Raw genomic sequence first — 25,872 nt, 5'->3', positions numbered from 1 at the left:
CAGTGAGAACCACGGTGATGCAGACCCGCATCGCCGCACCGCGGTGCCATCGACGCCATGGCCTGGTGGCGCCGCGCCTCACCCATCCGCGACCCCGGTCGCACAGGAGAAAGCCCATGCACATCGAACGCCACACCAAGTCCCTCCACCGCGTGCTCGCCGGTGCGCTGCTCGCCCTCGGCACCTTCGGCAGCCTCGGCACTGCCGTCGCCGCCGAGCCGGCCGCGCAGAAGATCCGCGTGCGCGGCACCGTCGTCGCGCTGGCCGGCGAGCAGCTGCAGGTCAAGGCGCGCGAGGGCAACACCGTCAACATCGCGCTCAAGCCCGGCTGGTCGGTCGCGGCGGTGGCCAAGGCCAGCGTCAACGACATCAAGCAGGGCGACTACGTGGGCATCGCCTCGCTGCCCAGGTCAGAGGGCGGCGACGGCGCCCTGGAAGTGCTGATCTTTCCGCCGCAGATGAAGGGCCTGGGCGAAGGCAGTTTCGGCTGGGACCTCAAGCCCAACAGCTCCATGACCAACGCCACCGTGGCCGATGCGGTCAAGTCGGTGCAGGGCAGCGTGGTGACCGTCAGCTACCACGGCCAGGACAAGAAGATTTCCATCCAGCAGGACACACCAGTCGTCACGCTGGCGCCGGCCACGGCCGAGGACCTCAAGCCCGGCGCCGTGGTCTTCGTCTCCGCCGAGAAGGCCGCGGGCGGTGCCATCAGTTCCAGCCAGGTGATCGTGGGCAAGAACGGCGTCGTCCCGCCGATGTGACCGCACCGGCCGGCCTGCGGCGCAGCACCGCTCCTTCCCTCCAACGCAATCCAACTGTCGAACCATGCTTTTGAACCCAGACATGCACGGCAAGGTCGTGGCCATCTCGGGCGCGTGCAGCCGTGCCGGCGCGTCCACTGCACGGTCGCTTGCCAGCCAGGGCGCCTGGCTGATGCTGGGGGACCGAAACCTGTCCGAGCTGCAGGCGCTGGCGGCAGAGATCGCAGAGGAGGGCGGCCGTGTCCAGTACCGAGCGGCAGACCCGGCGCGCCAGGCCAGCACCGACATGCTGGTGGCCCACACCCGGGATGCCTATGGCCGCATCGATTTGCTGCTGAACCTCGGTGCACGGCCCAGGCAGGTGCTGGCCGGGCGCGCTGGCATCGGCCGTCGCTCCGCAGCACTGCCAGCGCAGCTTCCAACCCACCCGACCCATTCACTCTCATGACTTCGCATCTCTCACTCCTGGGCACTGTGCACACCGCCATCAGCCTGGTGCCAGTCGCCGCCGGCCTGTACAGCTTCGTGCGGCACGGTTCGATCGAGCCATCCACCGATTCCGGCAGGATCTACCTGGCGGGGCTCGTGCTGTCGGTCCTCACATCGTTCGGCTTGTCGAGCACGGGCGGGTTCAATCCGGGCCATGCCTTGGGCATCCTGGCGCTGGTGGCCGTGGGGGCCAGCCTGCTGGTGCCGCGCCTGCGCTTCCTCGGGGCCCTGCGGCCCTACCTGGCGACGCTGGGGCGCAGCTTCAGCTACTTCCTGCTGCTGGTGCCCGGCATCGCCGAAACCCTGACACGCCTGCCGGCCACGCAGCCCTTGGCGCAGGGGCCGGAATCGCCTGTGGTGCGCGCCACGCTGTTGGGGTGGACGGTGCTGTTCTTGATCGGGTCGGCGCTGCAGGCCTGGGTGATCCGCACGCGCCGGTAGGCCGCAGCCACGTCAAGGCCACTGCCATGCAAGGTCCTTCAACGCCCCACGCCGCTGCGCACGCGCGGCCAGCCGGGCCCCAGTTCATCCGGCGGCATGGGCTGACCGTGCGCATCACCCACTGGCTCAACGTGCTGTGCCTGTCGTTTCTGCTGATGAGCGGGCTGCAGATCTTCAACGCGCACCCGCGCCTGTACTGGGGCAAGTACGGCGCAGACGCGGACGCGTCATGGATCGCCATCGGCTCCAGGCAGCAAGGCGATGCCGCGCAGGGCTTCTTCGAGATCGGCCCGCTGCGCATCGAGACCACGGGCGTGCTCGGCGTCTCCGACGAGAACGGCACGGAGACCGCCCGGGCCTTCCCGGCCTGGCTCACGGTACCGTCCTACCAGGATTTGGGGGCCGGCCGCCGCTGGCATTTCTTCTTCGCCTGGCTGCTGGTGCTCAATGGCCTGGTCTATCTGGTGCACGGGTTCTGGCGGCGACACTTTCGGCGCGACCTGCTGCCCAGCCGCGACCAGCTCACGCCATGTCACCTGTGGCAGGAGGTGCGCGACCACGCGCGTCTGCGCTTCGCCCAGGGCGACGCAGCGCGGCGCTACAACGCGCTGCAAAAGCTCAGCTACCTGGCGGTGGTGTTCGGGCTGCTGCCGATGATGGTGCTCACCGGTCTGACGATGTCGCCGGGCCTCAACGCGGCCTTCCCGTTCCTGGCCGACCTGTTCGGTGGCCGTGCCTCCGCGCGCAGCCTGCACTTCATCAGCGCCTCGCTGCTGGTGCTGTTCGTCGCCGTACACGTGGCGATGGTCATCGCCTCGGGGCTCTGGAACAACCTGCGGTCCATGCTCAGTGGCCGCTACGCGATCACGCACGACGGAGAGAAGAAATGAACGCACCACACGTTTCGCGCCGCCGCCTGTTGATAGGGCTAGCCTCCGGGGCGGGCGCATTGGCGCTCGCGGGCTGCGACGGCCTGGCCCAGAATGCGCAGGTGGACAGCGTATTGCGGCAGACGGAGAAGCTGACACTGCGCGGCCAGCGCCTGCTGCTCGGCCGGCAAGCTCTGGCGCAGGAGTTCAGCGCAGCCGATCTCTCCCCGGTGTTCCGTGCCAACGGCACGCAGATGCCGGATTCCGACCACTATGCGCGTTTGCTGGAGCATGGGTTCGCGGACTGGCGCCTGCAGGTCGACGGCTTGGTGCAACGTCCACAGCGCTTGTCCCTGGCCGAGCTACGGGGCTTCGCGTCCCGCACGCAGATCACTCGGCATGACTGTGTCGAGGGATGGAGCGCCATCGGCCAATGGCAGGGCGTGCCGCTGAGTCTCGTGCTCGACGCCGCCGGGCTCAAGCCCGGCGCACGCTATGTCGTCTTCCATTGCGCGGATGAGTTGGAGCGCACGCTGGACGGCAGTGGCCGCTATTACGAGAGCATCGACCTTATCGATGCCTACCACCCGCAGACCATCCTGGCCTACGGCATGAACGGCAAGGACCTGCCGGTGGCCCACGGGGCGCCGCTGCGGCTGCGGGTAGAGCGGCAGCTCGGCTACAAGCAGGCGAAGTACCTGATGCGCATCGAGGTCGTCGATGCCTACAGCGGCCTGTGGGGCGGCAATGGAGGCTACTGGGAAGACCGAGGCTACGAGTGGTATGCGGGCATCTGAGACGCACCTCTTCATGCCGGCACGCTGACTGTCCCCCCAGCTGGAGCTTCGATGACCAGCATCGGACTTGTGCCGCAAGCGCCTCGCGCCCTGCCGAGCATTGCGCCGCGGCCCTGCGGGGCGCCGGCCAGTACGGCTACGGCGGACTTTGCATCCTTGATGAGGGGAGCTGGGCAGGGCTCGCCGCCGTGAGTTCCACCGGTTCGGTGGGGCAGGCCGAATGGCTGGCGCAGGCTTCCCGCCGGCCAGACATCGAAGCGGCGCTGGCGCAGTTTCACATCGCGCGGCGCCCGCAGTCTTCGCCCGCGCACAAGACGGGAAGGTGCCAGTCCGGGACCGCGGCGGACTTGCCGACATCAAGTGAGGGATGAGTGTGGATACCATCCATCGTCGCTCCGGAATGAAATTCCAGTATCCATGTACTCATCCGAACGCCTCAAGGGCATCGACGTGTTCGTGTGCGCCGTCGATGCCGGCAGCTTCACCGCAGCGGCCCAGCGTCTGAACCTGACCAATTCCGCCGTGGGCAAAGCGGTGGGCCGACTGGAGGCGCGCTTGGGGGTGCGGCTCTTCGAGCGCACCACGCGTCGGCAGTCGCTGACGGATGCAGGACAGGCCTTCTACCGCACGTGCCAGCGGGTGCTTGGGGAGCTGGAAGAAGCCGAGCATGTTTTGAAGGCCGAGGACACCGTACCTGTCGGCAAGCTGCGCATTGACCTGCCTGCGACTTACGGCCGAATGCACGTGATGCCGCTGCTTTTCGGGTTCTTGAAAGCCTACCCAGGCGTGCAACCGCAGGTCTCGTTCACCGACCGTCTCGTTGACCTGGTGGAAGACGGCATTGATGTGGCTGTGCGCATCGGCGGCGGCGAGACCTGGCCGGCCCCCATTGGCAACCGCTTCCTTGGACGGGAGCGACGCATCTTCTGCTGCGCGCCGAGCTACCTCAAACGGATGGGCCCCATCGCCGACCAGTTCGAGGCCTTGGCTCAACTGGACTCTGTGCTGTACCGGCGCCCGGACGGGACGCCCAGCCCTTGGCTCATCCAGCGTGGTGATGCGCCGGTCGAGCATTGCCATCCGGCCGCCCGTCTGGAGGTTGGCAACGCGGATTCGTGGGTCGATGCGGTGCTGCAGGGGTTCGGTGTCGGGCAGTTGTCCACGTGGCTCATTGAGAAGCGGCTTGCTTCCGGCGAACTGGTGGAGGTGTTGCCGTCGCTGGCGGTGGATGGCCTGCCGCTGTACCTGTTGTGGCAGCGCAGCCGCCAGTTGCTGCCCAAGGTGGATGCACTGTTGCACCACCTCGGAGCCGGTCTGCACGTCTGATATTGTGGAATCGATGGATAGAGTGATCGGAAATTCCATCCAACATGGGAATATGAGGATTCAATAAGCTCGGAGGCTGTCAACCCCTCCTTGCCGAACATGTCTTCCCTTCCCACCGCGACCGCGCCTGAACTGCCGCACGCAGATAGCGGGTCAACTTCGACCATCATCCTGGCAGTAGCCGCGTTCGTGATCGTCACGACAGAGTTCCTGATGGTCGGCCTGCTGCCTGCCCTGGCTAGAGACCTGTCTGTTTCCGTAGTGACAGCGGGCCAACTCGTCACCTTGTTCGCTGTGGTGGTCATGGTGTTCGGGCCGCCGTTGACCGCTTGGTTGGCAAACGTGGAACGCAAGCGCATGTTCCTCTGTGTGCTTGTCCTGTTCGCAGTGTCAAACGCCCTGGCTGCAATGGCTCCAAACTTCTGGGTGCTGGCCGTGGCTCGCATCGTTCCGGCGCTGGCATTGCCCGTGTTTTGGGGCACCGCGAGCGAGACTGCGGCGCAAATGGCTGGACCTGAACGCGCCGGCCGCGCGGTCTCGACGGTGTACCTCGGCATCTCTGCTGCAATGCTTTTCGGCATCCCGCTCGGCACGGTGGCCGGCGATGCAGTGGGATGGCGCGGTGCCTTCTGGGCGCTCTCTCTCCTGTCGGTGCTCATCGCCGTGCTGCTGCACTTCTTCATGCCGACGATGGCTGTCGGCAAGCGGGTCGCCTTGGGCCAGCAAGCCCGAATCCTGCGGGACCCGGCTTTCATTGCCAACGTGCTGCTGTCGGTGGCCGTCTTCACCGCGATGTTCACCGGCTACACCTACCTGGCCGATCTGCTGGAGCGGGTTGCCAACGTACCCTCAGCGCATGTGGGCTGGTGGCTGATGGGCTTTGGTGCCGTTGGACTGTTCGGCAACTGGCTGGGTGGCCGTTGGGTGGATCACAAGCCGTTGGCGACGACTGCTGTTTTCAGCGTGGTGCTGGCGGTCGGCATGCTGGCTACCGCGGCACTCGCAAAACAGCACGCAGGCTTGGCCATCGCGTTGGGCGTGTGGGGAATTGCGAACACGGCGCTGTATCCCATCTGTCAGATTCGGGTGATGAAGTCTGCGCCCCAGGCGCAGGCCCTGGCGGGGACGATCAACGTGTCTGCCGCCAATGGCGGAATCGCGTTGGGCGCGGTGATCGGCGGTGCCAGCATCGCATCGTGGGGAAGCCAAAGCGTCGCCCTCATCGGCGCGGCGATTGCGGTGATGGCAGCCGTCGCCGCGGTTGCACTAAGTCGCTGGTTGCGGCGGTGGCCAGGAGCGTCCACCGTCCGCTGAATGCGTGCGGCATTGCGAGTGCGCACAGCTGTCGCACACCGAGCAACGGAGCGCACCACCGCAAGCGAGGACGCGTTGTAAGCAACGGTAGCGGCACCTGGACCGGGCACCAGATCCAGAGAGTTCATGGCAAGCAGAAGCAATGAAGCACGCATGCGATGTGCATCGTGCATCTCCAGGAGATGGTCGAGCAGGTTGCGCGTCAGCATTCGGAACTCGTCGCTCACGTCCGCATCGGCCACGAGGTTGCCGCAGTGCTCAAGGGTTGCGCGGGTGGCCGGGGAGTGCATGGCGCAAAACTGCAGAAAGTTCGGCAGCGGCTTGCAAACAAATCCGAGCGGCAGCGTGGGTTCTCACGCTGGCACGGGGAGGGGCGGCGCGAATCGGGCGCCAGGCCGGCGCGGCGTGCGTCTACGATGTGTTTGCCTGATGCTGACGCTATGGCTTGGATGGGACAGGGGCTGAGGCAGCCCTGCAATGCTCATCGGCAAGTTCGCTCACCACCTCGTAAAACGCCGCATACCTATTGACGCCAACTGTGGTGCTCCACTCGCTCTCTATGGCGTGTACCGTCTCGCGCTGAATGCGCGCCACCTGCCACCCCTTTCCGGTCAGCGAAATGCGCCTGGATAGGCCCTGTGCGGCGGCTTCGCGATCGATGTAGCCCAGGCGTTCGAGCTGTGCGAGCAGGTAGTTCATGGCCTGTTTGGTCATCCCGGCGCGGCTGGCAAGGTCGACCGGTCGCTCGTTCTCAGGGGGAGGGAACCGAAGCACCTTGAAATGGGCGCGGTGGAGGTCGTCAAAGCCTGCGTCCCAGAGCGCCTGTTCGATGCGCGCCTCCACCGCCGTCAACAGGTACCGCAGCCTCGCACCGATGAGGGGGTCCTCGGGATTGGAGTCGCCTGGGAACCGGGAGGGGGGGGATTGACGAGCTCTGGCCATAAGGTAAAGTGACTTTACTTCAAGCCCAAGGGTCCACGCAATGCGCTCTTCTCGCTCCCTTATTCCCATTGGTTCGTTGTCGATGCAGTTCCTGGTCGCTGGTGAGGACACTGCCGGCCACATGGCGATGGCTGAGATGATCGTTCAGCCCCAGGCGAAAGTCCCTCCGCCGCACCGACACGCCGATGTCGATGAGACGATCCGTGTGCTCGAAGGCTGCCTGACCTACCGGGTCGATGACGAAGTCCGTGTGCTGCAGGCCGGCGACCACTGCTTCTCGCCGCGCGGCAGCGTGCACCACTTCTCCAATCCAGGCGACGTTCCGGCCCGGGCCCTGATCGTGTTCTCCCCGGCCAACATCGGCCCAGCCTACTTTGAAGATGTGGCCGGCGTACTGGGCGCGGGCGGCCCGCCTGACAGAGAGCAGTTGGTCGCTGTCATGCGCCGACATGGGATCGAGCTCGCCAACTGATCCGTGCCAACCGTGGGAGCCAACGCAGGCCCACGCGCGCAAGTCAGCCGCCAGCTCGACCCAAAAGGCGTATGGCGGCGGCCAGAGCCTGCCGCTTCTTCCAGTAGCCCGACCACGGATCGGCTTGCTGAAAACTGAGGTACTCACGTGCGGTCGCGATGGTCCACTGCGCGCCGCTTTTCAACTCTCCCAGTTGCTCCCAGGCAATCGGCATCGAAACACCCAAGCCCGGTCGCGAACGCGCCGAGAACGCCGTCGCAGTGGTCGCGCCATGGCCGTTGCGCAGGTAGTCCACGAAGAGCTTGCCGACCCGGTTCTTGGGGCCGCTCTTGGCCACGAAGCGCGACGGGATGGTGCGCGCCAGGTGCTGTACGACCGATTGCGAGAAGTCCTTGACCGTCTCGTAGTCCAGCCGCGGCGCCAGCGGCACGACGACGTGCAGCCCCTTGCCGCCTGATGTCTTCAGCCAGCACTCGAGCTCCAGCTGTTGCAGCATCGCCCTGACAAGGGCAGCGGCCTCCTGCACGTGCTGCCAAGGCGTTCCTTCTCCAGGGTCCAGGTCAAAAACGATGCGGTCCGGTTTGTTGATGTTCTTCGCCAGTGAGTTCCAGGTGTGGAACTCGATGACATTCATCTGCGCGCACGCAACGAGCGCCTGCGCACTGGGCACTTCCAGCAGCTCCGCATGGTCTGGCCACAGGTCCGGGGGGAGCTTGCGCACGTGCGGGATGGACAGCTTGTCGTCATGCTTCTGAAAAAACAGCTCGCCAGTCACGCCGGTCGGGCCCCGGACCAGCGAGGTGGGACGCCCCTTCAAATGCGGAAGCATCCACTCGGCCACGCTCTCGTAGTACCGCACCAGGTCGACCTTGCGCAGACCGGTGGAAGGGTCGATGACGCGTTCGGGATTGGTGACCTTGAGGCCAGGGGTCTTCGGCGCAGCCTTCGCAGGAACCCCGCCACCCAAGGCCTTCGCGCGCTCGCGCACGATGAGCGCGGCCGGCTTGTCCGTGCGCACGCCACGGAAGACGCCGTGACGGACTCGCCGGTCGGGTGTCCATTCGGAAAATGCAACCTCCACGACCACCGTGGGCGTCACCCAGCGCTCCGAGCCGGCAGCGCGCTTCGACCACCGCCCCGGCTTGGCATCCTCCAGTGCGATGGCCGGCTGCTTGACCAACAGCTTGGTCAGCGTCGCCTTCAGCTCGCGCGCGGTCGCCGACCCCCAACCCGTCCCGACAGAGCCCGCAAAGCGCAGCTCCGGCCCTTCGTGGTAGCCGAGCAGCAGGCTGCCCACCTCCTTGGGTGAGCCTGCGCGGTCGGTGAAGCCGACCACCACGAACTCCTGGTGGTGCTGGCACTTGAGCTTGAGCCAGGATTCTGACCGTCCCGCGGCATAGGGTGCGTCCGCGGCCTTGACCATGACCCCTTCCATGCCCATCTGACAGGCCGCTTCGAGGAGTTGGCCTGGCAGTACTTCGAACGACTGGCTGAACCGGACGATTCCTTCCTCACGCGCGTCGAACAACTGCTTGAGCGCCGCGCGGCGGCTGACCAGGGGAACCTCACGCAGGTCCATGCCGCCCAGGTAGGGCACATCGAACACGAACATCTCGATGTCCTGGGTTCGCGCGTTGTCGATGGCGTTCTGCAGGCGGTTGAAGTCCGGCAGGCCTGCATCGTTCAAGACCACGATTTCACCGTCCAGCCAAGCGCTGTCCAGACCCAATTCCGCGAGGGCCTGTGCGATGGGCGCAAGCTTGTCGGTCCAATCGTGGCCGTTGCGCGTGAAGAGCCGGACCTCACGCCCGTCGATGCGGGCCAGCAGGCGGTATCCATCGAACTTGGACTCGACCACCCAGTTCCCGGAGGGTACCGAGGACACCAGTGTCGCCAGTTGCGGCACCAGCTTTGCCGGTAGCGGGGCTTTGCGAGCCTGCTGCATGTCGGCCGCAGTGGCAGCAGGCCGTGCAGCGCGAACCCGGTGCGGCTCGCGCTCTTCGACCAGCCCGAGCGGCTGCGCCAAAACACTGTCTGGCAGAGCCGCGATGACGTCGTAGTCGGTGCTGGGCCGGGCCCAGGCGTCGCCACGCTTCTTGAAGAAGATCCACTGGTCCTGCTTCTTGGCGCCAGGCTTGGAGATGCGAACGAACTCCCACAGGCCGGCCAGCTTCTGGCCATGGAAGTGCAGAACGAGCTTGCCCGAGGCCAAGCCCTCGCGCGGGTCACCCACCGGCTCCCAGGTGCCCTGGTCCCAGACGATGACCTTGCCACCGCCGTACTCGCCCTTGGGAATGGCGCCTTCGAAAGTGTTGTAGTCGACGGGGTGGTCCTCGACGTGGATGGCCATCTGCTTGCGGGCAGGGTCGAACGAAGGCCCCTTGGGGACGGCCCAGGACACCATCACGCCGTCCAGTTCAAGACGCACGTCATAGTGCAGCCGCGATGCCCAGTGCTTCTGGATGACGAAGTGCAGCCCCTGGTCCCGATTTGCAGTGCCGGGCTGCACCGCGCCAGCCGGTTCGGCGGTCTTCGTGAAGTTGCGCTTGGCGTTGTAGCGGGCGAGGGGCTGGTCGCCTGGCTTTGCTGCTGCCTGCCCTTTGGTCTTTGCGACCACGCGGCCGGGCGTCTCGCTGAACGGCGCTTGCACGGTCTTGGCAGCCGTACGCCTTGCGCGCTTGGGCGGCGCTGCTCGGAGCTCAGCCCACACCGGCGCATGGTCGCTCGCGCCCTCCCGCCCACGCTCCTCGCGGTCCACGCCGGCATCGACGACCTGCAGCGATGCGCTGACCAGGATGTGGTCGATGCGCAGGCCTGCATTGCGCTCCCAGCGCTTGCGGCGGTAGTCCCAGAACGTGAACAGCTTCTCGTCCGGGTGGACTGCCTGGACCGCGTCGGCCCAGCCCTGGGACAGGATTGCCGCATAAGCCTCGCGCGGCGCTGGTTGCAGCAGCGCGTTGTCGCGCCAGGTGTCGGGCTTGTAGATGTCGGCGTCCGTGGGCACGACGTTCCAGTCGCCCATGAGTACGACGGGCTGGCCCGAGCTCCACAGCGCTTCCGCTCGCTGGCGCATGCGCTCGAACCAGCGCAGCTTGTAGTCGAACTTGGGCCCCGGCTGCGGATTTCCGTTGGGCAGGTAGAGGCCAGCGAACAGGACGCCGTTGATGGCCGCCTCCACGTACCGCGCCTCCTTGTCCTTCGGATCACCGGGGAGCGAGGTCACCACGGGCAGCGGTTCATGCCCGCGGGCAAGCAGCGCCACGCCATTCCAAGCGCGCTGGCCGACCACCAGGCTGTGGTAGCCCGCGGCCGCCAGCGCCTCAGCCGGGAAGGCCGCAGTCGGCGTCTTGAGCTCCTGCAGCGCCACCACCGACGGCTGGGTGCGCTTGAGCCAGCCGAGCAGCAGGTCCAGCCGCTTGACGACGTTGTTGATGTTCCAAGTTGCGACACGCATCACGCCAGGAGCGGGCAGGGGCGGGCCAAAACCCGCCATCAGTAGCGGAGGTGCCGAGTGCCCACCGTCTTGGTGGCCTGGTGCGCCTTGAACTTACTCCACAGGAACACTGCCACGGCCATCGGAATCATTTTTTTCATCGTTTCCTGCCAGTTGGTTAGCGGAGCTTCCCCCTGCGTGAACGACCAGTGATGTAGGTGCTGGTGGCCAAAGACTGTCGGCCACATGAGCATGTTGGCGGCTAAGGCGTCGGCCCTTTACGGCAGGCACAAGCAGCACGGTCTGGTCGGCGGCAACAGCGTTGCAGGCCATGCTGGTATCCAGCGGGATGTTCTGCCAGCCTCAGGAAACAACCATGTCCGACGTCAAGACCCAAACCGGGGGTGCGGACCGCAAGCGCATCGATATCCACGAAGACTACGAGCGGCAAGACTGGTCCAAGAAGTTCAATACCTGACAAGCTCAAGGAGGCCGTCCATGAGGTTGGCACGAGCGCCGAAACCGTGGAGAGGCATCTCCGCGCGGGCAAGTGACCATGGCTGCCGCGCAAGACGCGCCCAGCGCAAGCAAGAAACCATGGGAACGCGAGAACCCGCGCCGCCCGTGGCCATGACAACAAGCACCTGAGCGCGGCGCAGAAGCTTCCGCCAATCGGCGTGCCAAGGCTTCAGGTCGGCCGTATCCCCATCTGATCGACATCGTGCAGGCAGCGAAGGCCAGCGAGTGAAAGGTGAAGAAGACGTAGCAGGCCGTCAGCGCGCCGGTCCGAAGCCGAAGTACGACTTGCCAGCTGCCGGCGCGGCCCTCCCGCCACGTTTCTGTCCCTTCGCAGCATGGTCAACCTGCTTCTCGGCCGGTCTTGCATCGTCGTGCATGGAGGCCAAGGCCAGCTCATCCACGCTGCGCGGGCCGATGTCAAGGTCAGGAACCATTGCCTGCAACGCCAGCAGGCCCTCCGCCATGGCCTGTTGGTACCTCTCGGAAAGCGCAGCGGACCGGTCCAACTCCTCCCAGTCGTGAACGCCGCGCTCGCTCAGCACCCAGGCGAAACGCCCAGGTTTCGGCTCCTCGACGTGGACAGCAATGTGACGGAGACGCGCCATGGCGATAGCTTAGCCGCTGCACGGCCGCGGCCTGCACGAAAGTGTGGCCATCCCACGGCGGGCCACAGCGCCCGCCTACGTGCCCCCGGACTGGGAGCCGCAGACTACACAGTGCGGGGTATCCCGTGACGACGGAGCTCAGCATGGCAACAGGATCGCGCACGCTTTGGAAGGGGGCAATCACCTTTGGCCTCGTCCATATCCCGGTGGGGCTGCACACGGCCGCGACCGAACAAGGCGTGGACTTCGACTGGCTGGACAAGCGCTCGATGGACCCGGTGGGCTACAAGCGCATCAACAAGCGCACCGGCAAGGAAATCACCAAGGAGAACATCGTCAAGGGCGTCCAGTACGAGGACGGCAAGTACGTCATCATCAGCCCGGACGAGATCGAGGCGGTGTTCCCGAAGACGACCCAGACCATTGAGATCGAGCGCTTCATCGACGCGGGCCAGATGCCGTTCATCTTCCTGGAGCGGCCGTATTACGTCGCTCCGATCAACAAGAGCGAGAAGGTCTACGCCTTGCTGCGCGAGGCTTTGGTGGACACCGGCAAGATCGCGCTGGCCAAGGTGGTGATCGCCACCAAACAGCATCTTGCCGCGCTCGTGCCATCTGGCCCCGCGCTGGTGCTGAACCTGCTGCGCTGGGGCGACGAGGTCAAGACCCTGGACGCACTGGACCTGCCGGCCGCCGGCCGAAAGAGCATCACTCCCGCAGAGATGAAGATGGCCAAGCAACTGGTGGCCGAGATGTCGGGCGACTGGGACCCCGAGGACTTCAAGGACGAATTCCGCCACCAGGTCATGAAGCTGGTCGACAAGAAGGTCAAAGCGGGCAAGACCGAGACCGTGATCCAGCCAGAGGAAGAAGTGCCCGAAGCGGCCAATGTGCTCGACCTCACGGCATTGCTTCAGCGCAGCTTGAAGGGTGGGCGCAAGCCCGCAGGCAAGGCCCCGGCGACTACTGCTGCCGGCAAGAAGGCTCCGGCGAAGAAGGCCGCAACGAAGACCGCGGCCACGAAGACCACCGCCAAGAGGCCTGCACCGCAGAAGAAGGCCGCTTGAACGAGGCCGCCGTCCGCCGCGCTGTGGTGCCCAGTCGCACTTCGAGCCGCGGCCTTTCAGCAACAATGGGATGGAGCTTGCCGTGACTGATAGAACCACTTTCGTGATTCCGACCGACCGCTTCCTGGCTGACGTCACTTTCCCTTCGCCTGTTTCCGCGCCTGCGGTCGAGCACGCGATGCGTTTGCTCGACCCCCGCGAGGGCGAAGCGCCTCGCAATTCGAGCCCGGCACCGTGGATGGATCGAACGAATCAAAAGACTGGAAAGGAATGGACCATGGCAAACATCTCCGTCTTGCTGCGGGTGCAGCAACAGCAACAGCAGCAGCCCAACAGCCCCGTGCCGAGCCCGGCACTGTCGCCACAGCCTGGCCACGTGGATCGGCCGCAGAATCCTCTTCCAGGCAACCCGCCTGTCATGCCGCAACCGACGCCGCCGGAGACTGCGCCGCATCCCGGCTTCTGATGCCTTGCCGAAGCAGCAACGCGACCTCAACATCGCGAACTGCCGCCGCACTGTCAAGGCAGCACCCGCTGTCGGCTCACCGCTCCAGATCGCGCTGGATGCGCCGGTAGGCGCTCCAATGTCGCAGGGCTCCCTGTACGTTCCCAGCCTCCTGAAGGAGCCTTGCGAGGTTGAAATGGGCATCGGCGAACTGCGGATCGAGCAGTAGGGCCGCTTGGTAGCTTTCCATCGCTGCCGTGGGCTGGCCCGTGTCTTCGAGGGCGATGGCGTGGTTGAAGTGCAGATACGCGTCTGCAACCCCGTTGGACAGGGCCTGCTCGAAGACTGCCGCTGCGTCGGCGCATGCACCGTCCTCGCACAGCATCGCACCAAGGGACACATACGCAGGCAACAGCGAGGCATCCAGCGCGATGGCCTGTCGGTATGCCTGCATCGCCGCATGGCGGTCTTCGGCTTCCAGCGCGTCGCCGTGCTCCAAGTGCATTCGGGCGGCCTGTGCGCCTGGGTCAACAAGCGCGTCCGAACGCCCGCTCAGGACCGCCATGCCGCCGTCGTCGGCGGCGACCATCTCGAAGTCCATCAAGAGCTGACCGGTGACGGCATCCCTGGGTAACCCGGCGTCGCGCACCACCACGTGGGCTCCTGCGGCGGTGATGCGCAGACCAGTCAACGGCAGCTCAGAGGGTAGGTCATCCCTCAGATTGGTCAATGCCTGCAAGATGGTGCGCGGCGGAACGCGGGCGCGCCGAAGCTCGAAGGCCGTGCGCAACAGCACAAGGTCCTGGAAGCTGAAGCGCATCTCGTTGCGTGGGCCACGCTCAGGCCGCACGAACTCGTGCGCGATGAGGCCAGTCAGGGTGTGCCTCGACAGCCCCAGTGTGTCCTGGACCCGCCGCATGGACCACACGGCAGTCGTTGGCGAAGAGGTCACTTGCGTGCCCGGCTCCGTGGGGATGCCGGGGCCGCAGCCTTGGCTGGCCGCTTGACGGCCTTGCGTTCCTTGGCATCCGCCAACGCGGTTACCTTTGATCCGGCCGAGGGGACTTTGCTACCAGGCGCGCGCTTGCCCAGGCTTGCCTGCAGCGCAGCCATCAGGTCCACCACCTGGCCGCCCGGTACAGCGTCCTCGGGATGTGCCGAGGCGACGATCTGCTTGCCAGCAATCTTCTTGTCGATGGCAGCCAGCACACGCTGCTTCTCTTCGTCCTCGAACTGGTTGGGGTCGTAGCCCTCCTCGGCAATCTGTTCGATGAGCTGCAAAGCCAGCTGCAACTCGCTGCCGCTGACATCCGCCTTCTCAATGCCAAGCGCACTGGGCATGCGCACCTCGTCGGCGTAACGCAACTGCTGAAGCACCAGGCCGTCTTCCGCCGGCCGAATCTGGACAACGTACTGCTTGGCCTTCCAAGCCCACTTGGCCAAGGCGCACCGGCCGCTCTTGCGCATCGCGGCCATGAGAAGCTGGTACGGCTTACCGCCCCGCTTGTCGGGAGCAAGAAGGTAGGCCTTGTCGTAATACAGCGGGTCAACCGACTTCTCAGGGATGAATGAGACGATCTCGACGACATGGCTGCTGGCTTCTTCAAGAGCCTTCAGCTCGTCCGTGCTGAACAGCACAAAATGGTCCTTCTCGACCTCGTAGCCCTTGATCATCTCGGCGCGGGGCACGACCTTCTGGGTCTTCTCGGACACGTATTGCTGCTTGAGCCGACCACCGCCCTTGTCGAGCAGGTTGAAGCTGATGGCCGCCCCCGACTCGCTGGCGGAGTACAGGCGTACTGGGATGCTGACGAGCCCGAAGCTCAAGGTCAGAGACGCTATGGAACGGGCAACTGCCATGGGGACCTCCAGTGAGGTGGATGTTCGACTACGTTAGCTCGCCACGATGCCGCGTCAAGCGGACGGCGAACAGCAACGCCTCGTAGGACAAAACCTGCAGACGGCGCTCGATGGCGAAGCGGTGCGAGCACGTGACCACAAGAACGCGTGCCACGTAGATCCAGGTCATGACGAATTCGCTGGACGGCTACACCGCAGGCGTTGAGGTTTACGCGCATTCGCCCGATCAATCTCGACCCAACGGCCGCGAATCGAGGGGCTAGAGCAGTTGTTGGCCCAGACATAGAACTCTTCTTGACGGCGTTGATGGTGCCGCAGATTGCGCTCCGGCGCCATCACCGAGCTGGTGGCTCGTGCGCAGGTGTCGAACTTGCAAACCATCCGGCGTAGGGAGTGTTCTTCACCAACTTGCGGTTGTAGTCGGGGGCGCCATCGGTCCACCACACGGGCCCGCGTTCGCCCAGGCCGCGTTTCGCCTCGTCGACCTGCTGACGTGCGGCGACCCGGCCTTGCTCGGTGGCATCACGGCGCAGTGCCCGGCGGGCATCCATCAACTGTCTGACCAGCGCCTCCCTTCTGTCGGCAGAAAGCCCCGGATTGGACGCTCGCCACAGGCGTCCGCGCACGACCAGATAGCGACGATCAGGCGTCCTGAGTGCGGCGTCGGCGGCAATTGCCATTTGGCCTCAACGTGTCCGGATAAGCTCAACCTGTGCGGTCAGTTCTCGCGCGCCGTGTCGTCGCGCGACGGTCCGGCCAGGGATTCACGCACTTGCCGCTCATGCTCCGTGGCGGCCGCTCCCCGGTCTCCTCGAGGGTACTCGTACGCGGTGCTCGGACCTTGGGGCGCCATGTCCGCAGGTCGATTCGCATCGCGCGGACCAGGCACCGCCGTTTGCTGTGGCACGCCGGGCTGCGCGCCAGTGCTCGGCGCCTGTTCCGGGGAATGCGGCGTCCCCTGCGGCGCAGGCATTGCGCTCTGTGTGGTCAATTGCTCTGTCATGGTGGTCCCTTGCATGGATGGAAGACACCAGTGGACGGGTTGATGCGCGCCATCTACGGAATCGAAGCGCCCGTCGTCATGTGGGCAGATGGCCCGCCTGGCCGGGATAGCGGGTCCAGGATTCGGGGTGGCGCGGCGCTTGTGCGCTGCTTCGATGTCTCCGCGCGCCATCGAACGCGCGCCGCCCGTGTCTTTCGCTCTCAGGAACCCCGAAGTCGATTGCGGCGCTCTGCGCGACCGCTCTGTTGGACTACCGCGGGCGGTGCCGACGGCTGACCCATGCGCCAACGGGCACGCGCAAGATCAGTCTGCGAACCGAGATCGCGCCCATGTCGCGTCCCGTCTTCGAGTTCGTTTCTCCATCCCACGAAAGGCACGCCATGTCAGCAACCCCCACAAACAGCGGAGACGGTTCCCGTCCCACCACAGACGGAGGCGTTGCCAACATCGGAGCTGGCGGCGCCCTCGATGTTGGACATTCGGCAACCGGCGAGCCGAACAACGGGCCGGCACATCCTGAGCGCATGCAGGACAAACGCGGCGACGCCGAGGCGGCCGAGCACGACGACGCGGTTCCGTTCGGACTGCATGGCGACCAACATCCGCAATCCAATCAAGACCCGTCGCGGTGAACATTGGCGCGTCCGGGCACGTCGGGCCGCTAGACGACGTGCCATGGCTCGCGTCCCACGCCCGCAGCCCAAGCTCCAACCAGACTCCACCCCTCACCACACGAAGGCCTCCATGAGCATCCTCAGCACCATCTTCGGAAAACTTTTTCCCTCCTCGCACGCCGCGAACGCGCAAGCGCCGGCAGCGCCCGCTGCCTCTGCCGCGCCGGTCTCCGCCAACACCGCGCCACCGGCATCGACGCAGGCACCCAGTGCTTCCCAGGCCATGACCGAGCTCGATGTCGGGCAGCTGCTGGACGGTATGGCCGCCAAGTCCAACGAGCAGCTGAACTGGAAGACATCCATCGTCGACCTGCTCAAGCTGCTGCAGCTCGACAGCTCGCTCGCATCGCGCAAGGACTTGGCGAAGGAGCTGCACTACACGGGCGATACCAACGATTCCGCGTCGATGAACATGTGGCTGCACCGGCAGGTCATGAACAAGGTGGCAGCTAACGGCGGCAAGGTTCCGGCCGAACTCAAGGACTGACCAGCTCACAGGCGCGCGGTGCAGGCACGTGCTTGCACCGCTTAGTCACCGGGTGCCATCTGCAGCATCTAGCGAGACCATCTCAAAGCGGCAAGCGACGCCAACAGCAAGGAGAGCTCCGCGCCGTAACGCCACCACGGCCGGGCAATCGACTCCACGGCTCGGCCGAATCGGACACCGTCATGGAGCCAAGGCAGGAGAACGAGCGTGCAGAGCAAGGCCGCCATGGCGAAAAGCGCCCAGTGCAAAAGCACTGGGCGACCAAGCCGGAACGCGGCGATGGCGCCCACAAAGGCAGGGAATCCGAGCCCAAGGCTGCCGACGACGAGAAGGTCCCACACCATTCGACCGATGTGGAATGCTCCGTTGCTGTTGAACCAGGCCACATACATCGATGGCGGCGTGATGGTCTTGGCGGCCTGCAGTGTCACCAGCGCCACGCAGGCTACACCGAACCCCGCGGCAACAGGCCAGAACCCGTCCCTGAGCACCGCGGTACTCATGCGGTCCGCCAAGAGGGCCGACGGGCCGCTTCCTCGAACTCGCGCAGCGGGTCGCCGAGCGAAGCGGCAGCGGAGGGTTCCTTGACCAGGAAATCCTCCAACTGCCTGCCTGCGCTCAGAGCCGCGCGGAGCCATCGAGGGTGAGGACCGCGTCCATTCCAGGAGTCGCCGGTCGCAGGGTGCCGGTACTTGACCGCACTGTGGAACGGCGCGCCTGGGCTGCGAAGAGGCAATTCAACTTTGGGCGGCCGCAACACTGCTATTGAAGGCTGGGCGTTCAGGTGAGCAGCCTCCACATCGCACATGACCGTCGCAGGGCTGAGTTGGAACTCGACAGCCATGTCGGCAATCCGCTTCCTGGCGCCTTCTCGTTCTTGCAGCCAAGTCGCATACAGAAGCTGGTCCAGCGCGGCCAGCTCGGACTTCAATTCATTCAGTGTAGGCATCGGGAAAAAGGCTCATTGCTCCGCGCATTTTCACCGGGTCGGCCAACCCGCCACGCCTTCGATGTCTGGCGGTGTCGGCAGTGCTTGAAAGATGCACCTGATGGCGTCGCGCGGAGTAGAAGGTGCCATCGACCTCCAAAAACTGATGTCGCAGGCAGACAAGCCAAGAAGTTCGTGATACTGTATCGATGTACAGTAATCTAGACCATGTCTGCCGTTCCTGCCTTCCCCCCACCTGCCGCGGCCAATGACGCCTGCGTGCCGTTGGTGCACGTACTGGGCGCGCGCGTGGCGGAAGTGGTCTGGCGGGGCACGGAACTGGAACACCGCACCGCCGCAGCGCGCCCGACCGGATGGGCAGAGCTGGACGCCGAGCTGCCAGGTGGCGGTTGGCCCGAGCAGTCCGTCGTGGAAGTGCTGGCGACCCAACCGGCGGTGCTGGAGTGGAGGCTGCTGTCGCCGGCCCTGAAGACAGTCGTCCAGAACGGCGGCCAGGTCGTGGTCGTCGGGCCGCCACGCCAGCCGCACCTGCCGGGCCTGCAGTACATGGGTGTGAGCGAGCGGCAATTCGTGTGGGTGCAGGCCGACCAGCCTGCAGAGCGCCTGTGGACCACGGAGCAACTCATCAAATCCAAAGCGGCGGGTGCGGTCGTCGCATGGCTTCCCAAGGCTCGGACGGAGCAGATACGCCGGCTGCAGGTCTGCGCGCAGGGCTGTGAGAGCCTGGTCTTCCTGTGCCGGCCCGAAGCCGCCCGGCACGAGTCCTCGGCCGCGCCCTTGCGTGTCCATGCCTCGGTTGGACTGGACTGGACGTTGGACGTCCATATTCTGAAGCGACGTGGTCCCACGCACGAGCGGCCGCTCGTGCTGCCTTCGATTCCAGGAGGGCTGGCGTCGGTCCTGACACCACGGGCCCGCCGGCTCAACCGTCCTGCCGCTGAGGTCTCCCATGCTGTGGGTCGCCCTGTTGACACGGTCCGACCCCAGCACGCCGTCTGATGACGACAAGCTTCGTGGCCTCTCGATGTACGCGCTGCAGTTCTCGCCGCGCACCGCCATCGTGGAGGACGCGGTCGTCGTCGAGGTCGAAGCGAGCACCAGGCTGTTCGGTGGGCGCCGCGCACTGCGTGACCGGATCGTGGCCGAGGTGCCCGAGTTCGGCGTGGGCAACGTGGCCTGGGCTCCCAACAGCCTCGCGGCAGTGGCCTTCGCACGGGCCGGCAGGGAGAACGGCATCCGCGGCCCTTTGACATCGGCGCTCGACGCGCTGCCCATGGACACCTTGGTGGCGGTCCGGCCGCACCTCACCACGCTGTCGCAGCTCGGTTGCAAGACGCTTGGCGACATGCGCGCACTGCCGCGTGGTGGCATCAGCCGTCGCTTCGACAAGCAGCTGCTCACCGCGCTGGACCAGGCCTATGGCCTGCGGCCCGAGGCCCATGAATGGGTCGACGCGCCGCAGACATTCAGGATGCGGCTCGAACTGATGTCGCGGGTCGACAACGCGCCGGCGCTGCTTTTCGGCGCGCGCAGGCTTCTCATGCAGTTGTGCGGGTGGCTCGCGGCGCGCCATGCCGGCACCACCGCCTTCGTGCTGCGGTGGATGCACGACGCCATGCGACCCCGCGGCTCCGACGCCGGTGGAGAACTGACCGTCCGGACGGCAGCCCCAATGCGCGACGTCGACCATCTCAGCCGGCTTCTGGCGGAGAACTTGGCCAAGGTGGAATTGCAGGCCCCAGCAGGCGATATCGAGCTCGAGGCGCTCGACGTGCACTCGTTGGAGGAGAACAGCAAGTCCCTGCTGCCAGACGCCGCCCATCAGGGCGAATCCCTCACGCTCGTGCTCGAGCGCATTGCGGCGCGCCTGGGACCGCAGAAGGTGCTTCGACCGGTCGTCGTCGAGGACCATCGCCTTGAATGGCAGACCCACTGGCAGCCCGCTCCAGAAGCTCTCCCGAAGAAGCGGGTGCGTCGCAGCCGATTCCCACAACCCAGCTTCATCCTCGCAAAGCCCCTGCGCCTTGCCATGCGGGGCGATAAGCCGATGTACCAGGGCGTGCTGCAGATGCTGACCGGCCCGCACCGGATCGAAGGCGGCTGGTGGCACCGTGTGCGCGAAGGCGACGACGAGTCCACTGCTGTGGTGGTGCGGGACTACTGGGTTGCGCAGAGTCCGCACTGCGGGGTGCTGTGGATCTTCCACGAGCACCTTGGGCGCGACCAGACAGCCTGGTACCTGCATGGGGCCTTTGCATGAATGAGGACGGCCGTGTCGGCATCCCGCCCTACGCCGAGCTGCGCGCACTGTCCAATTTCAGTTTTCTGAAGGGCGCCAGCTGGCCGGAGGAGCTGGTCGAGCGCGCGAAGAAACTGGGCTACAGCGCCATCGCCGTCTGCGATGAATGTTCCATGGCCGGTGCGGTTCGCGCGCATGTGGAAGGCAAGGAGCAGGGCCTCAAGGTCATCCACGGCAGCCAATTCACGGTCACCTGCGACGCGCCGTTCACGCTCGTCGTTCTCGCTTGCGATCTGGATGGCTACGGCAACCTGTGCCAATTCATCACTGGCCTGCGGCGCACAGCCAAGAACGGCACCTACCGCCTGGGGCTGGACGCCATCGACCCCGCGGCGTTGGCCGAGTGCGTCGTGCTGGTCTCACCAGACCGTGAGTCCACCGACGCCCAGCTCGAGACCATCGCGCGCTGGCTTTTGGCGAGCTTCACGGGCCGCTGCTGGCTGGCGGTGGAGATGCAGCAGATGCTGGATGACGAGATGTGGTGCTATCGCATGGAGACGGTCAGCGTGCTGACTGCCATCCCGCTCGTGGCCAGCGGCGACGTGCGCATGCATGTGCGCTCGCGCAAGCCACTGCACGACGTGATGACGGCCACGCGCGTCGGCCGCCCCCTGACAGATTGCGGCCTGGACCTGGAACTCAACAGCGAGCAGCACATGCGCAGCCGGGTGCAGCTGGCACAGCGGTTCCCGCAAGAGCTGATGGTGGAGACCTTGAACGTCGCCGCCCGCTGCACGTTTTCTTTGGACGAGCTGCGCTACCAGTATCCCGCCGAAGTGGTGCCGCAGGGCTACACGCCCACGAGCTATCTGCGCCAGCTCACCTACGAAGGCGCCGGCCGGCGCTGGCCAGAGGGCATCACGCCCAGGGTTCAGACGCAGATCGAGCACGAGCTCGTACTCATCGCGGACCTCGGCTACGAGCACTACTTCCTGACCGTCGCCGACATCGTGCGCTTCGCGCAGTCGCAAGGCATTCTGTGCCAGGGGCGTGGAAGCGCCGCCAACAGCGTGGTTTGCTACTGCATCGGCGTGACCGAGGTCGACCCCGCCCGTATGTCCGTGCTGTTCGAGCGGTTCATCTCCAAGGAGCGCAACGAGCCGCCGGACATCGACGTGGACTTCGAGCACCAGCGGCGCGAGGAGGTCATCCAATACCTGTACCGCAAGTACGGCCGCGACCGGGCTGCGCTGACCTCGGTCGTCATCAAGTACCGGGCCAAGTCCGCGTTCAAGGACGTGGGCAAGGCCTTGGGCATCGCATTGCCGCGGCTGGAGTCCCTGGCGTCCAACCTGGCCTGGTGGGACGGCGCCGACGTGATGAACCAGCGCGTGGCCGAGGCAGGCCTGGACATGCAGGAGCTGGTGGTCCAGCACCTGATGCAGCTGACCGCGCAGCTCATCGGCATGCCGCGCCACATGAGCCAGCACCCGGGCGGCTTCGTGCTGACCAAGGGGCCGCTCGAGCGGCTGGTACCGATAGAGAACGCTGCGATGGACGACCGCACCATCGTCGAGTGGGACAAGGACGACCTGGACGCCCTGGGTCTCCTGAAGGTGGATGTGCTGGCCCTGGGGATGCTGTCGGCTATCCGGCGGTCGCTGGAGTTCGTGAGCCTGCGCAAGGGCTACGCGTTCTCCATGCAGGACATTCCTGCAGAAGACGCAGCCACATACCAGATGATCTGCAAGGCGGACACCGTGGGGGTGTTCCAAATCGAGAGCCGGGCGCAGATGTCCATGCTGCCGCGGCTCCAGCCCAAATGCTTCTACGACCTGGTCATCGAGGTGGCCATTGTGCGGCCTGGGCCCATCCAAGGGCAGATGGTCCACCCATACCTGAACCGGCGCCAGGGAAAGGAGCCAGTGGACTACCCGAGCGACGCGTTGAAGGAAGCGCTTGGACGCACGCTGGGCGTGCCCATCTTCCAGGAACAGGTCATGCAAGTGGCCATTCTGGCAGCGGGCTTCACCGCAGGCGAGGCCGACCAGCTGCGCCGCTCGATGGCCGCCTGGAAGCGCAAGGGCGGGCTGCAGAAGTACTACGACAAAATCGTCAACGGCATGACGGCGCGCGGCTACGATGAGGCGTTCGCTAACCAGATCTTCGAGCAAATCAAGGGCTTCTCGGAGTATGGGTTCCCCGAGAGCCACGCGGCCAGTTTTGCGCTCTTGGTCTACGCAAGCTGCTGGCTCAAGCGCCACCATCCAGCGGAATTCCTCGCGGCGATGCTGAACGCGCAGCCTTTGGGCTTTTACTCGCCTTCGCAGCTCGTGCAGGACGCCCAACGCCACGATGTGGAGGTCCGTTCGGTCGATGTCATGTCCAGCGACTGGGACTGCACACTGGAAGACTTGCCCGACCCACCCGCAGTGCGGTTGGGGTTGCGCCTGGTCAGCGGGTTGAAGGAGGCTTCGGTGGCGCGGCTCATGGAAGCGCGGTCGCAGGCGCCGTTCGACGACCCCGAGGACCTGGCCCGGCGCGCAGGACTGGAACAGCACGAGATGCAGCTGCTCGCGGGGGCGGACGCGCTCAAGAGCCTGTCGGGACACCGGCGCCAGCAGGTGTGGCAGGCATCGGCCTTGCGCCGCCCGCCCAAGCTGTTGCAAGACGCAACGGTCGACGAGGACTTCCTGGATCTTCCGGCGGCGCTGGAAGGCGAGGAGGTCGTGCACGACTACGAGACCGTGGGCCTCACGCTGCGCAGCCACCCGATGTTGTTGCTGCGGCCAGCGCTGAGCGAACGCAAGCTGGCCAAGGCCAGCGACCTGGACCGGGTCCCCAACGGCCGCTGGGTGCGCTATGCGGGCATCGTGACGGTGCGCCAGCAGCCGGAGACGGCCAAGGGCACGGTGTTCATCTCGCTCGAAGACGAGACCGGCAACGTGCAGGTCATCGTGTGGCGGACGCTGAAGGAGCGGCAGCGGCCGGAGGTGCTGCGTGCTCGGCTGCTGGCGGTCTACGGGCAATGGCAGCGGCAGGGGGAGGTGAAGAATCTCGTCGCGCACAAGTTGGCAGACCTGACGCCGCTACTGGGAAAGCTTTCGACAGTCTCGCGGGACTTTCACTAATCCGAAGTCACCAGGTAGTTGAACGTCAGGGCTCGGCCGCACAGGATGGGGCAGGTTCGCAGCCATCGGCACGGGATGGTTCGGCGCCTGGAGTGGGCATTGGCTTTGCCAACCCGTGTGATCCCCGGCCTACGTCCTCATCCGGATCCCTAGGACGCACGTTCGGCAATAGCAGCGAACATCTCCAGCACGCAATGCTGCGCATCCATCGTCTGGCGCGAAAGAATTTGGGGCCGCGGCAGCGCATGGGTGTAGAAGTGCGCGCCTTCCGCCGGATACCCCAGAACCCAGATGTTCGCGCGGCTTCTGCCGCTGGCATCGATGGGATGCATCTCTCTGTCGATGTCGATGCCGCAGGGGTGGTAGTTGCCGTTGCAGAAAGACCGGATGATGCCGTGGTCCAGCAGATTGCGGGTCAGGGACGATGCGTCGGTGAGCGGCGAGTAGGCATCCAGGCGGGCCACCACCAGCACATCGGCCGCGGTGCTGTGATCGCTTTCGGGGTAGCTTGCGTCGATCCTGAAGCGCGCCATTTGGGTGTCGCCCACCACGCCGGCACCTGGACCGCCAGTGATGTCGATCAGGCCGGCCCTGCGCAGCGCCAGGTACTCCGCATTGCGCTGCCGTGGTGGCCCGAACGAGACCCGGTTGGCCGCTGCATTGAAGTCTTCCAAGAAAAAGCGGTGCGATGCCGGCGTCAGGCCAGCGTATTCGACGGCCGCACGCAGGGCCTCGCGCGTGTCGCGCAACACGTCCGTGGCTGCCTTGATCGGGCTGGACTGGTTGCCTTTTTCGGCCTCCAAGAGGTCGCTCTCGATCAGGGCGTGGACGAAGTCGTGGAACTGCTGGAAGGAGTTGAAGCGGCGTTGTCTGAGCGGCCAGAGGATGGCCTCGATGGCAAGACGCTCGTCTTCCGTCGTCGCCAAGTCGCCGCCCGTGCAGGGCGATCGCTTGCTGGCATTGCGGTAAGCGCAGGCCATTTCCGAGAGGACGAGCGGCAACACGTCCGCCTGGAAGTCGATGCGCGAATCGCCCGTGGCCGCGAGCCTCGCTTGCCGTTTGAGGTTGACGGCCTCGACAGTGAAGATCCTGGCTTGGTGGCGACCGGTCAAACCTTTCTGGTTGATGCCACGAGCGGCGAACGGAAGGCTCTTGCGGGAGAAGAGCAGCATGCGCGGCTCATGGCCGGACGGCTGGTAACGCAGGCGCCCCTGGTCCTGGATGTAACGCCCACCCCGACCGAGGGTGAGCGCTGACACGACGTCATGGGATGTCAGGCCCAGACCCTGGATGGCGACGGTGGCCCCAGGGTCGATGGCGTCCAGCGTCTCGATCGGATAGGGGGAGGCGAAGTAGGCCAGGCGCGGATTGCGCTGGAAGTGGTCGGCCACGAAGCGGTCGAATGCGCGGTCCTGCCCGGTGGGGTTCCGTCTGCCATGGCCGGTTGTCAGGAACACGTAGTCCGCTCCGCGCGCCTGGCCATCGAGCGTGCAGACTTCGTAGGCGGCGCCCTTAGAGAGCAGGTCGATCACGCGTTGGCGGTGATGGTCCACCGTCACATGGTGCGGCAGCATGTCCACGACGCGCCGATAGGCCCACCCGAGATACTCCCCGAGCATGGCGCGGGGCAGGTGGTCGTCCTGCGTGATGGGGTTGCCATGCCTCGTGGCGTCGCGCAAGAACCGATCGCCGTGTCGGCGGTAGCCCGCGGCATGGGCCCAGTCGACGAGGGAGATTCCGCCATCGCCTCCAGCCAGGCTGGCCGGCGGGAAGATGGTGACCTGGGATGCCACCGTGTTGATCAGCAGATGCGCCGGCTGTCGGGCGCGATGGCAACCCTCTCCTGCATCGCCGTCGTCGTAGACGTCGATCTGCACGCGGGTACCGACAGGCAGGCGATGCGCGTGCTCCAGCACGCGCTCCAGGACCGTGAGGCCGCGCGGCCCGAGGCCGACAATGGCGATTCTTGTTGCATCCATGCTTGGCTCCTGCGGTGCGGCCGATGGTGTGCGGCGTCGGTCGTTGCGCCGTGCGGGGTGATCGGTGGCG

The 25,872-nt window shown here is 65.6% G+C and carries 27 protein-coding genes; 17 read left to right on the top strand and 10 right to left on the bottom strand.

Translation table 11 applies throughout. The features are described 5' to 3' along the window. Positions 1-116 precede the first annotated feature (116 nt). From ASF44_RS00190 to ASF44_RS00160, 7 genes are all read left to right on the top strand, one after another. A complete protein-coding gene (locus ASF44_RS00190; protein ID WP_056897182.1) occupies positions 117-761 on the top strand; it encodes a hypothetical protein in 645 nt (214 codons plus the stop codon). An 82-nt stretch (positions 762-843) separates the two neighbouring features. Beyond that, a complete protein-coding gene (locus ASF44_RS00185; RefSeq protein WP_056897181.1) occupies positions 844-1,209 on the top strand; it encodes an SDR family NAD(P)-dependent oxidoreductase in 366 nt (121 codons plus the stop codon). Further along, positions 1,206-1,691, top strand: coding sequence for a hypothetical protein (locus ASF44_RS00180; RefSeq protein WP_056897180.1), 486 nt, complete (start codon positions 1,206-1,208; stop codon positions 1,689-1,691). Before ASF44_RS00185 ends, ASF44_RS00180 begins: the two co-directional genes overlap by 4 nt. 26 nt (positions 1,692-1,717) lie before the next feature. Further along, a complete protein-coding gene (locus ASF44_RS00175) occupies positions 1,718-2,581 on the top strand; it encodes a cytochrome b/b6 domain-containing protein (protein ID WP_056897179.1) in 864 nt (287 codons plus the stop codon). Further along, positions 2,578-3,357 (top strand): molybdopterin-binding protein, encoded by a 780-nt coding sequence (locus ASF44_RS00170; protein ID WP_056897178.1) that lies wholly within the window; start codon positions 2,578-2,580, stop codon positions 3,355-3,357. Before ASF44_RS00175 ends, ASF44_RS00170 begins: the two co-directional genes overlap by 4 nt. Before the next feature lie 417 nt (positions 3,358-3,774). After that, entirely contained in the window at positions 3,775-4,683 is a 909-nt protein-coding gene (locus tag ASF44_RS00165; protein WP_056897177.1) for a LysR family transcriptional regulator, read from the top strand. A 99-nt stretch (positions 4,684-4,782) separates the two neighbouring features. Next, a complete protein-coding gene (locus ASF44_RS00160) occupies positions 4,783-5,997 on the top strand; it encodes an MFS transporter (RefSeq protein ID WP_056897176.1) in 1,215 nt (404 codons plus the stop codon). Between the two features lie 438 nt (positions 5,998-6,435). On the opposite strand, the gene ASF44_RS00155 is transcribed toward ASF44_RS00160, so the two are convergent. Beyond that, on the bottom strand, positions 6,436-6,840 hold the full coding sequence (locus ASF44_RS00155; RefSeq protein ID WP_156374293.1) for a MarR family winged helix-turn-helix transcriptional regulator: 405 nt from the start codon (positions 6,838-6,840) through the stop codon (positions 6,436-6,438). A 139-nt stretch (positions 6,841-6,979) separates the two neighbouring features. On the opposite strand from ASF44_RS00155, the gene ASF44_RS00150 reads away from it, so the two are divergent. After that, positions 6,980-7,411: a cupin domain-containing protein gene (locus ASF44_RS00150; protein ID WP_056897174.1), complete on the top strand. Its 432-nt coding sequence runs from the start codon at positions 6,980-6,982 to the stop codon at positions 7,409-7,411. 43 nt (positions 7,412-7,454) lie between these two features. On the opposite strand, the gene ligD is transcribed toward ASF44_RS00150, so the two are convergent. Further along, on the bottom strand, positions 7,455-10,865 hold the full coding sequence (gene ligD, locus ASF44_RS00145; protein WP_056897173.1) for a DNA ligase D: 3,411 nt from the start codon (positions 10,863-10,865) through the stop codon (positions 7,455-7,457). 355 nt (positions 10,866-11,220) lie between these two features. On the opposite strand from ligD, the gene ASF44_RS33050 reads away from it, so the two are divergent. Together ASF44_RS33050 and ASF44_RS33045 are read left to right on the top strand one after the other, a co-directional pair. Continuing rightward, positions 11,221-11,322, top strand: a complete 102-nt coding sequence (locus ASF44_RS33050; RefSeq protein ID WP_255358179.1) for a DUF3606 domain-containing protein — start codon at positions 11,221-11,223, stop codon at positions 11,320-11,322. Then, positions 11,315-11,398, top strand: a complete 84-nt coding sequence (locus tag ASF44_RS33045) for a DUF3606 domain-containing protein (RefSeq protein WP_255358189.1) — start codon at positions 11,315-11,317, stop codon at positions 11,396-11,398. The genes ASF44_RS33050 and ASF44_RS33045 overlap by 8 nt, the downstream gene beginning before the upstream one ends. Before the next feature lie 219 nt (positions 11,399-11,617). On the opposite strand, the gene ASF44_RS00140 is transcribed toward ASF44_RS33045, so the two are convergent. Then, a complete protein-coding gene (locus ASF44_RS00140; RefSeq protein WP_056897172.1) occupies positions 11,618-11,968 on the bottom strand; it encodes a hypothetical protein in 351 nt (116 codons plus the stop codon). Positions 11,969-12,111: 143 nt separating this feature from the next. On the opposite strand from ASF44_RS00140, the gene ASF44_RS00135 reads away from it, so the two are divergent. Both ASF44_RS00135 and ASF44_RS31410 read left to right on the top strand, forming a co-directional pair. Continuing rightward, positions 12,112-13,035 carry a Ku protein gene (locus ASF44_RS00135; protein ID WP_056897171.1) on the top strand — a complete coding sequence of 308 codons (924 nt, stop codon included), beginning with the start codon at positions 12,112-12,114 and terminating at the stop codon, positions 13,033-13,035. Positions 13,036-13,138: 103 nt separating this feature from the next. After that, positions 13,139-13,501 (top strand): hypothetical protein, encoded by a 363-nt coding sequence (locus tag ASF44_RS31410; RefSeq protein WP_156374292.1) that lies wholly within the window; start codon positions 13,139-13,141, stop codon positions 13,499-13,501. A 76-nt stretch (positions 13,502-13,577) separates the two neighbouring features. Here ASF44_RS31410 and ASF44_RS00130 read toward each other — a convergent pair whose 3' ends face one another. The 4 genes from ASF44_RS00130 to ASF44_RS30745 all read right to left on the bottom strand — a co-directional run bounded on the left by ASF44_RS00130 (position 13,578) and on the right by ASF44_RS30745 (position 16,020). Then, the gene (locus ASF44_RS00130) at positions 13,578-14,300 is read right to left on the bottom strand and encodes a tetratricopeptide repeat protein (protein ID WP_235579079.1); all 723 of its coding nucleotides are present in this window, start codon (positions 14,298-14,300) and stop codon (positions 13,578-13,580) included. A gap of 128 nt (positions 14,301-14,428) precedes the next feature. Further along, positions 14,429-15,340 carry a Ku protein gene (locus ASF44_RS00125; protein WP_056897169.1) on the bottom strand — a complete coding sequence of 304 codons (912 nt, stop codon included), beginning with the start codon at positions 15,338-15,340 and terminating at the stop codon, positions 14,429-14,431. Between the two features lie 28 nt (positions 15,341-15,368). Next, positions 15,369-15,509, bottom strand: a complete 141-nt coding sequence (locus ASF44_RS31405) for a hypothetical protein (protein WP_156374291.1) — start codon at positions 15,507-15,509, stop codon at positions 15,369-15,371. 166 nt (positions 15,510-15,675) lie between these two features. After that, positions 15,676-16,020, bottom strand: a complete 345-nt coding sequence (locus tag ASF44_RS30745; RefSeq protein WP_082524419.1) for a hypothetical protein — start codon at positions 16,018-16,020, stop codon at positions 15,676-15,678. Positions 16,021-16,723: 703 nt separating this feature from the next. Here ASF44_RS30745 and ASF44_RS30740 point away from each other — a divergent pair. Together ASF44_RS30740 and ASF44_RS00120 are read left to right on the top strand one after the other, a co-directional pair. Next, positions 16,724-16,975, top strand: coding sequence for a hypothetical protein (locus ASF44_RS30740; protein ID WP_082524418.1), 252 nt, complete (start codon positions 16,724-16,726; stop codon positions 16,973-16,975). A 112-nt stretch (positions 16,976-17,087) separates the two neighbouring features. Then, positions 17,088-17,504, top strand: coding sequence for a DUF3597 domain-containing protein (locus ASF44_RS00120; RefSeq protein ID WP_056897168.1), 417 nt, complete (start codon positions 17,088-17,090; stop codon positions 17,502-17,504). Between the two features lie 68 nt (positions 17,505-17,572). Here ASF44_RS00120 and ASF44_RS00115 read toward each other — a convergent pair whose 3' ends face one another. Further along, entirely contained in the window at positions 17,573-18,007 is a 435-nt protein-coding gene (locus tag ASF44_RS00115; protein WP_056897167.1) for a hypothetical protein, read from the bottom strand. After that, on the bottom strand, positions 18,004-18,435 hold the full coding sequence (locus ASF44_RS30735; RefSeq protein WP_162243762.1) for an H-NS family nucleoid-associated regulatory protein: 432 nt from the start codon (positions 18,433-18,435) through the stop codon (positions 18,004-18,006). Before ASF44_RS30735 ends, ASF44_RS00115 begins: the two co-directional genes overlap by 4 nt. Before the next feature lie 225 nt (positions 18,436-18,660). Between ASF44_RS30735 and imuA the strand changes: the two genes are divergently transcribed. The 3 genes from imuA to ASF44_RS00100 are packed head-to-tail and all read left to right on the top strand — an operon-like array spanning position 18,661 to position 23,823. Beyond that, the gene (gene imuA / locus ASF44_RS00110) at positions 18,661-19,452 is read left to right on the top strand and encodes a translesion DNA synthesis-associated protein ImuA (RefSeq protein WP_156374290.1); all 792 of its coding nucleotides are present in this window, start codon (positions 18,661-18,663) and stop codon (positions 19,450-19,452) included. Next, positions 19,403-20,713: a DNA polymerase Y family protein gene (locus ASF44_RS00105; protein WP_082524415.1), complete on the top strand. Its 1,311-nt coding sequence runs from the start codon at positions 19,403-19,405 to the stop codon at positions 20,711-20,713. The genes imuA and ASF44_RS00105 overlap by 50 nt, the downstream gene beginning before the upstream one ends. Then, positions 20,710-23,823: an error-prone DNA polymerase gene (locus ASF44_RS00100; RefSeq protein WP_056897166.1), complete on the top strand. Its 3,114-nt coding sequence runs from the start codon at positions 20,710-20,712 to the stop codon at positions 23,821-23,823. The genes ASF44_RS00105 and ASF44_RS00100 overlap by 4 nt, the downstream gene beginning before the upstream one ends. Positions 23,824-23,972: 149 nt before the next feature. Here ASF44_RS00100 and ASF44_RS00095 read toward each other — a convergent pair whose 3' ends face one another. Beyond that, positions 23,973-25,802 (bottom strand): FAD/NAD(P)-binding protein, encoded by a 1,830-nt coding sequence (locus ASF44_RS00095; RefSeq protein ID WP_082524414.1) that lies wholly within the window; start codon positions 25,800-25,802, stop codon positions 23,973-23,975. Positions 25,803-25,872 lie beyond the last annotated feature (70 nt).

The sequence above is a fragment of the Pseudorhodoferax sp. Leaf274 genome (assembly GCF_001422445.1).
Taxonomy (GTDB): Bacteria; Pseudomonadota; Gammaproteobacteria; order Burkholderiales; family Burkholderiaceae_C; genus Pseudorhodoferax.
This window is presented reverse-complemented; position numbering and strand designations above follow the sequence as displayed.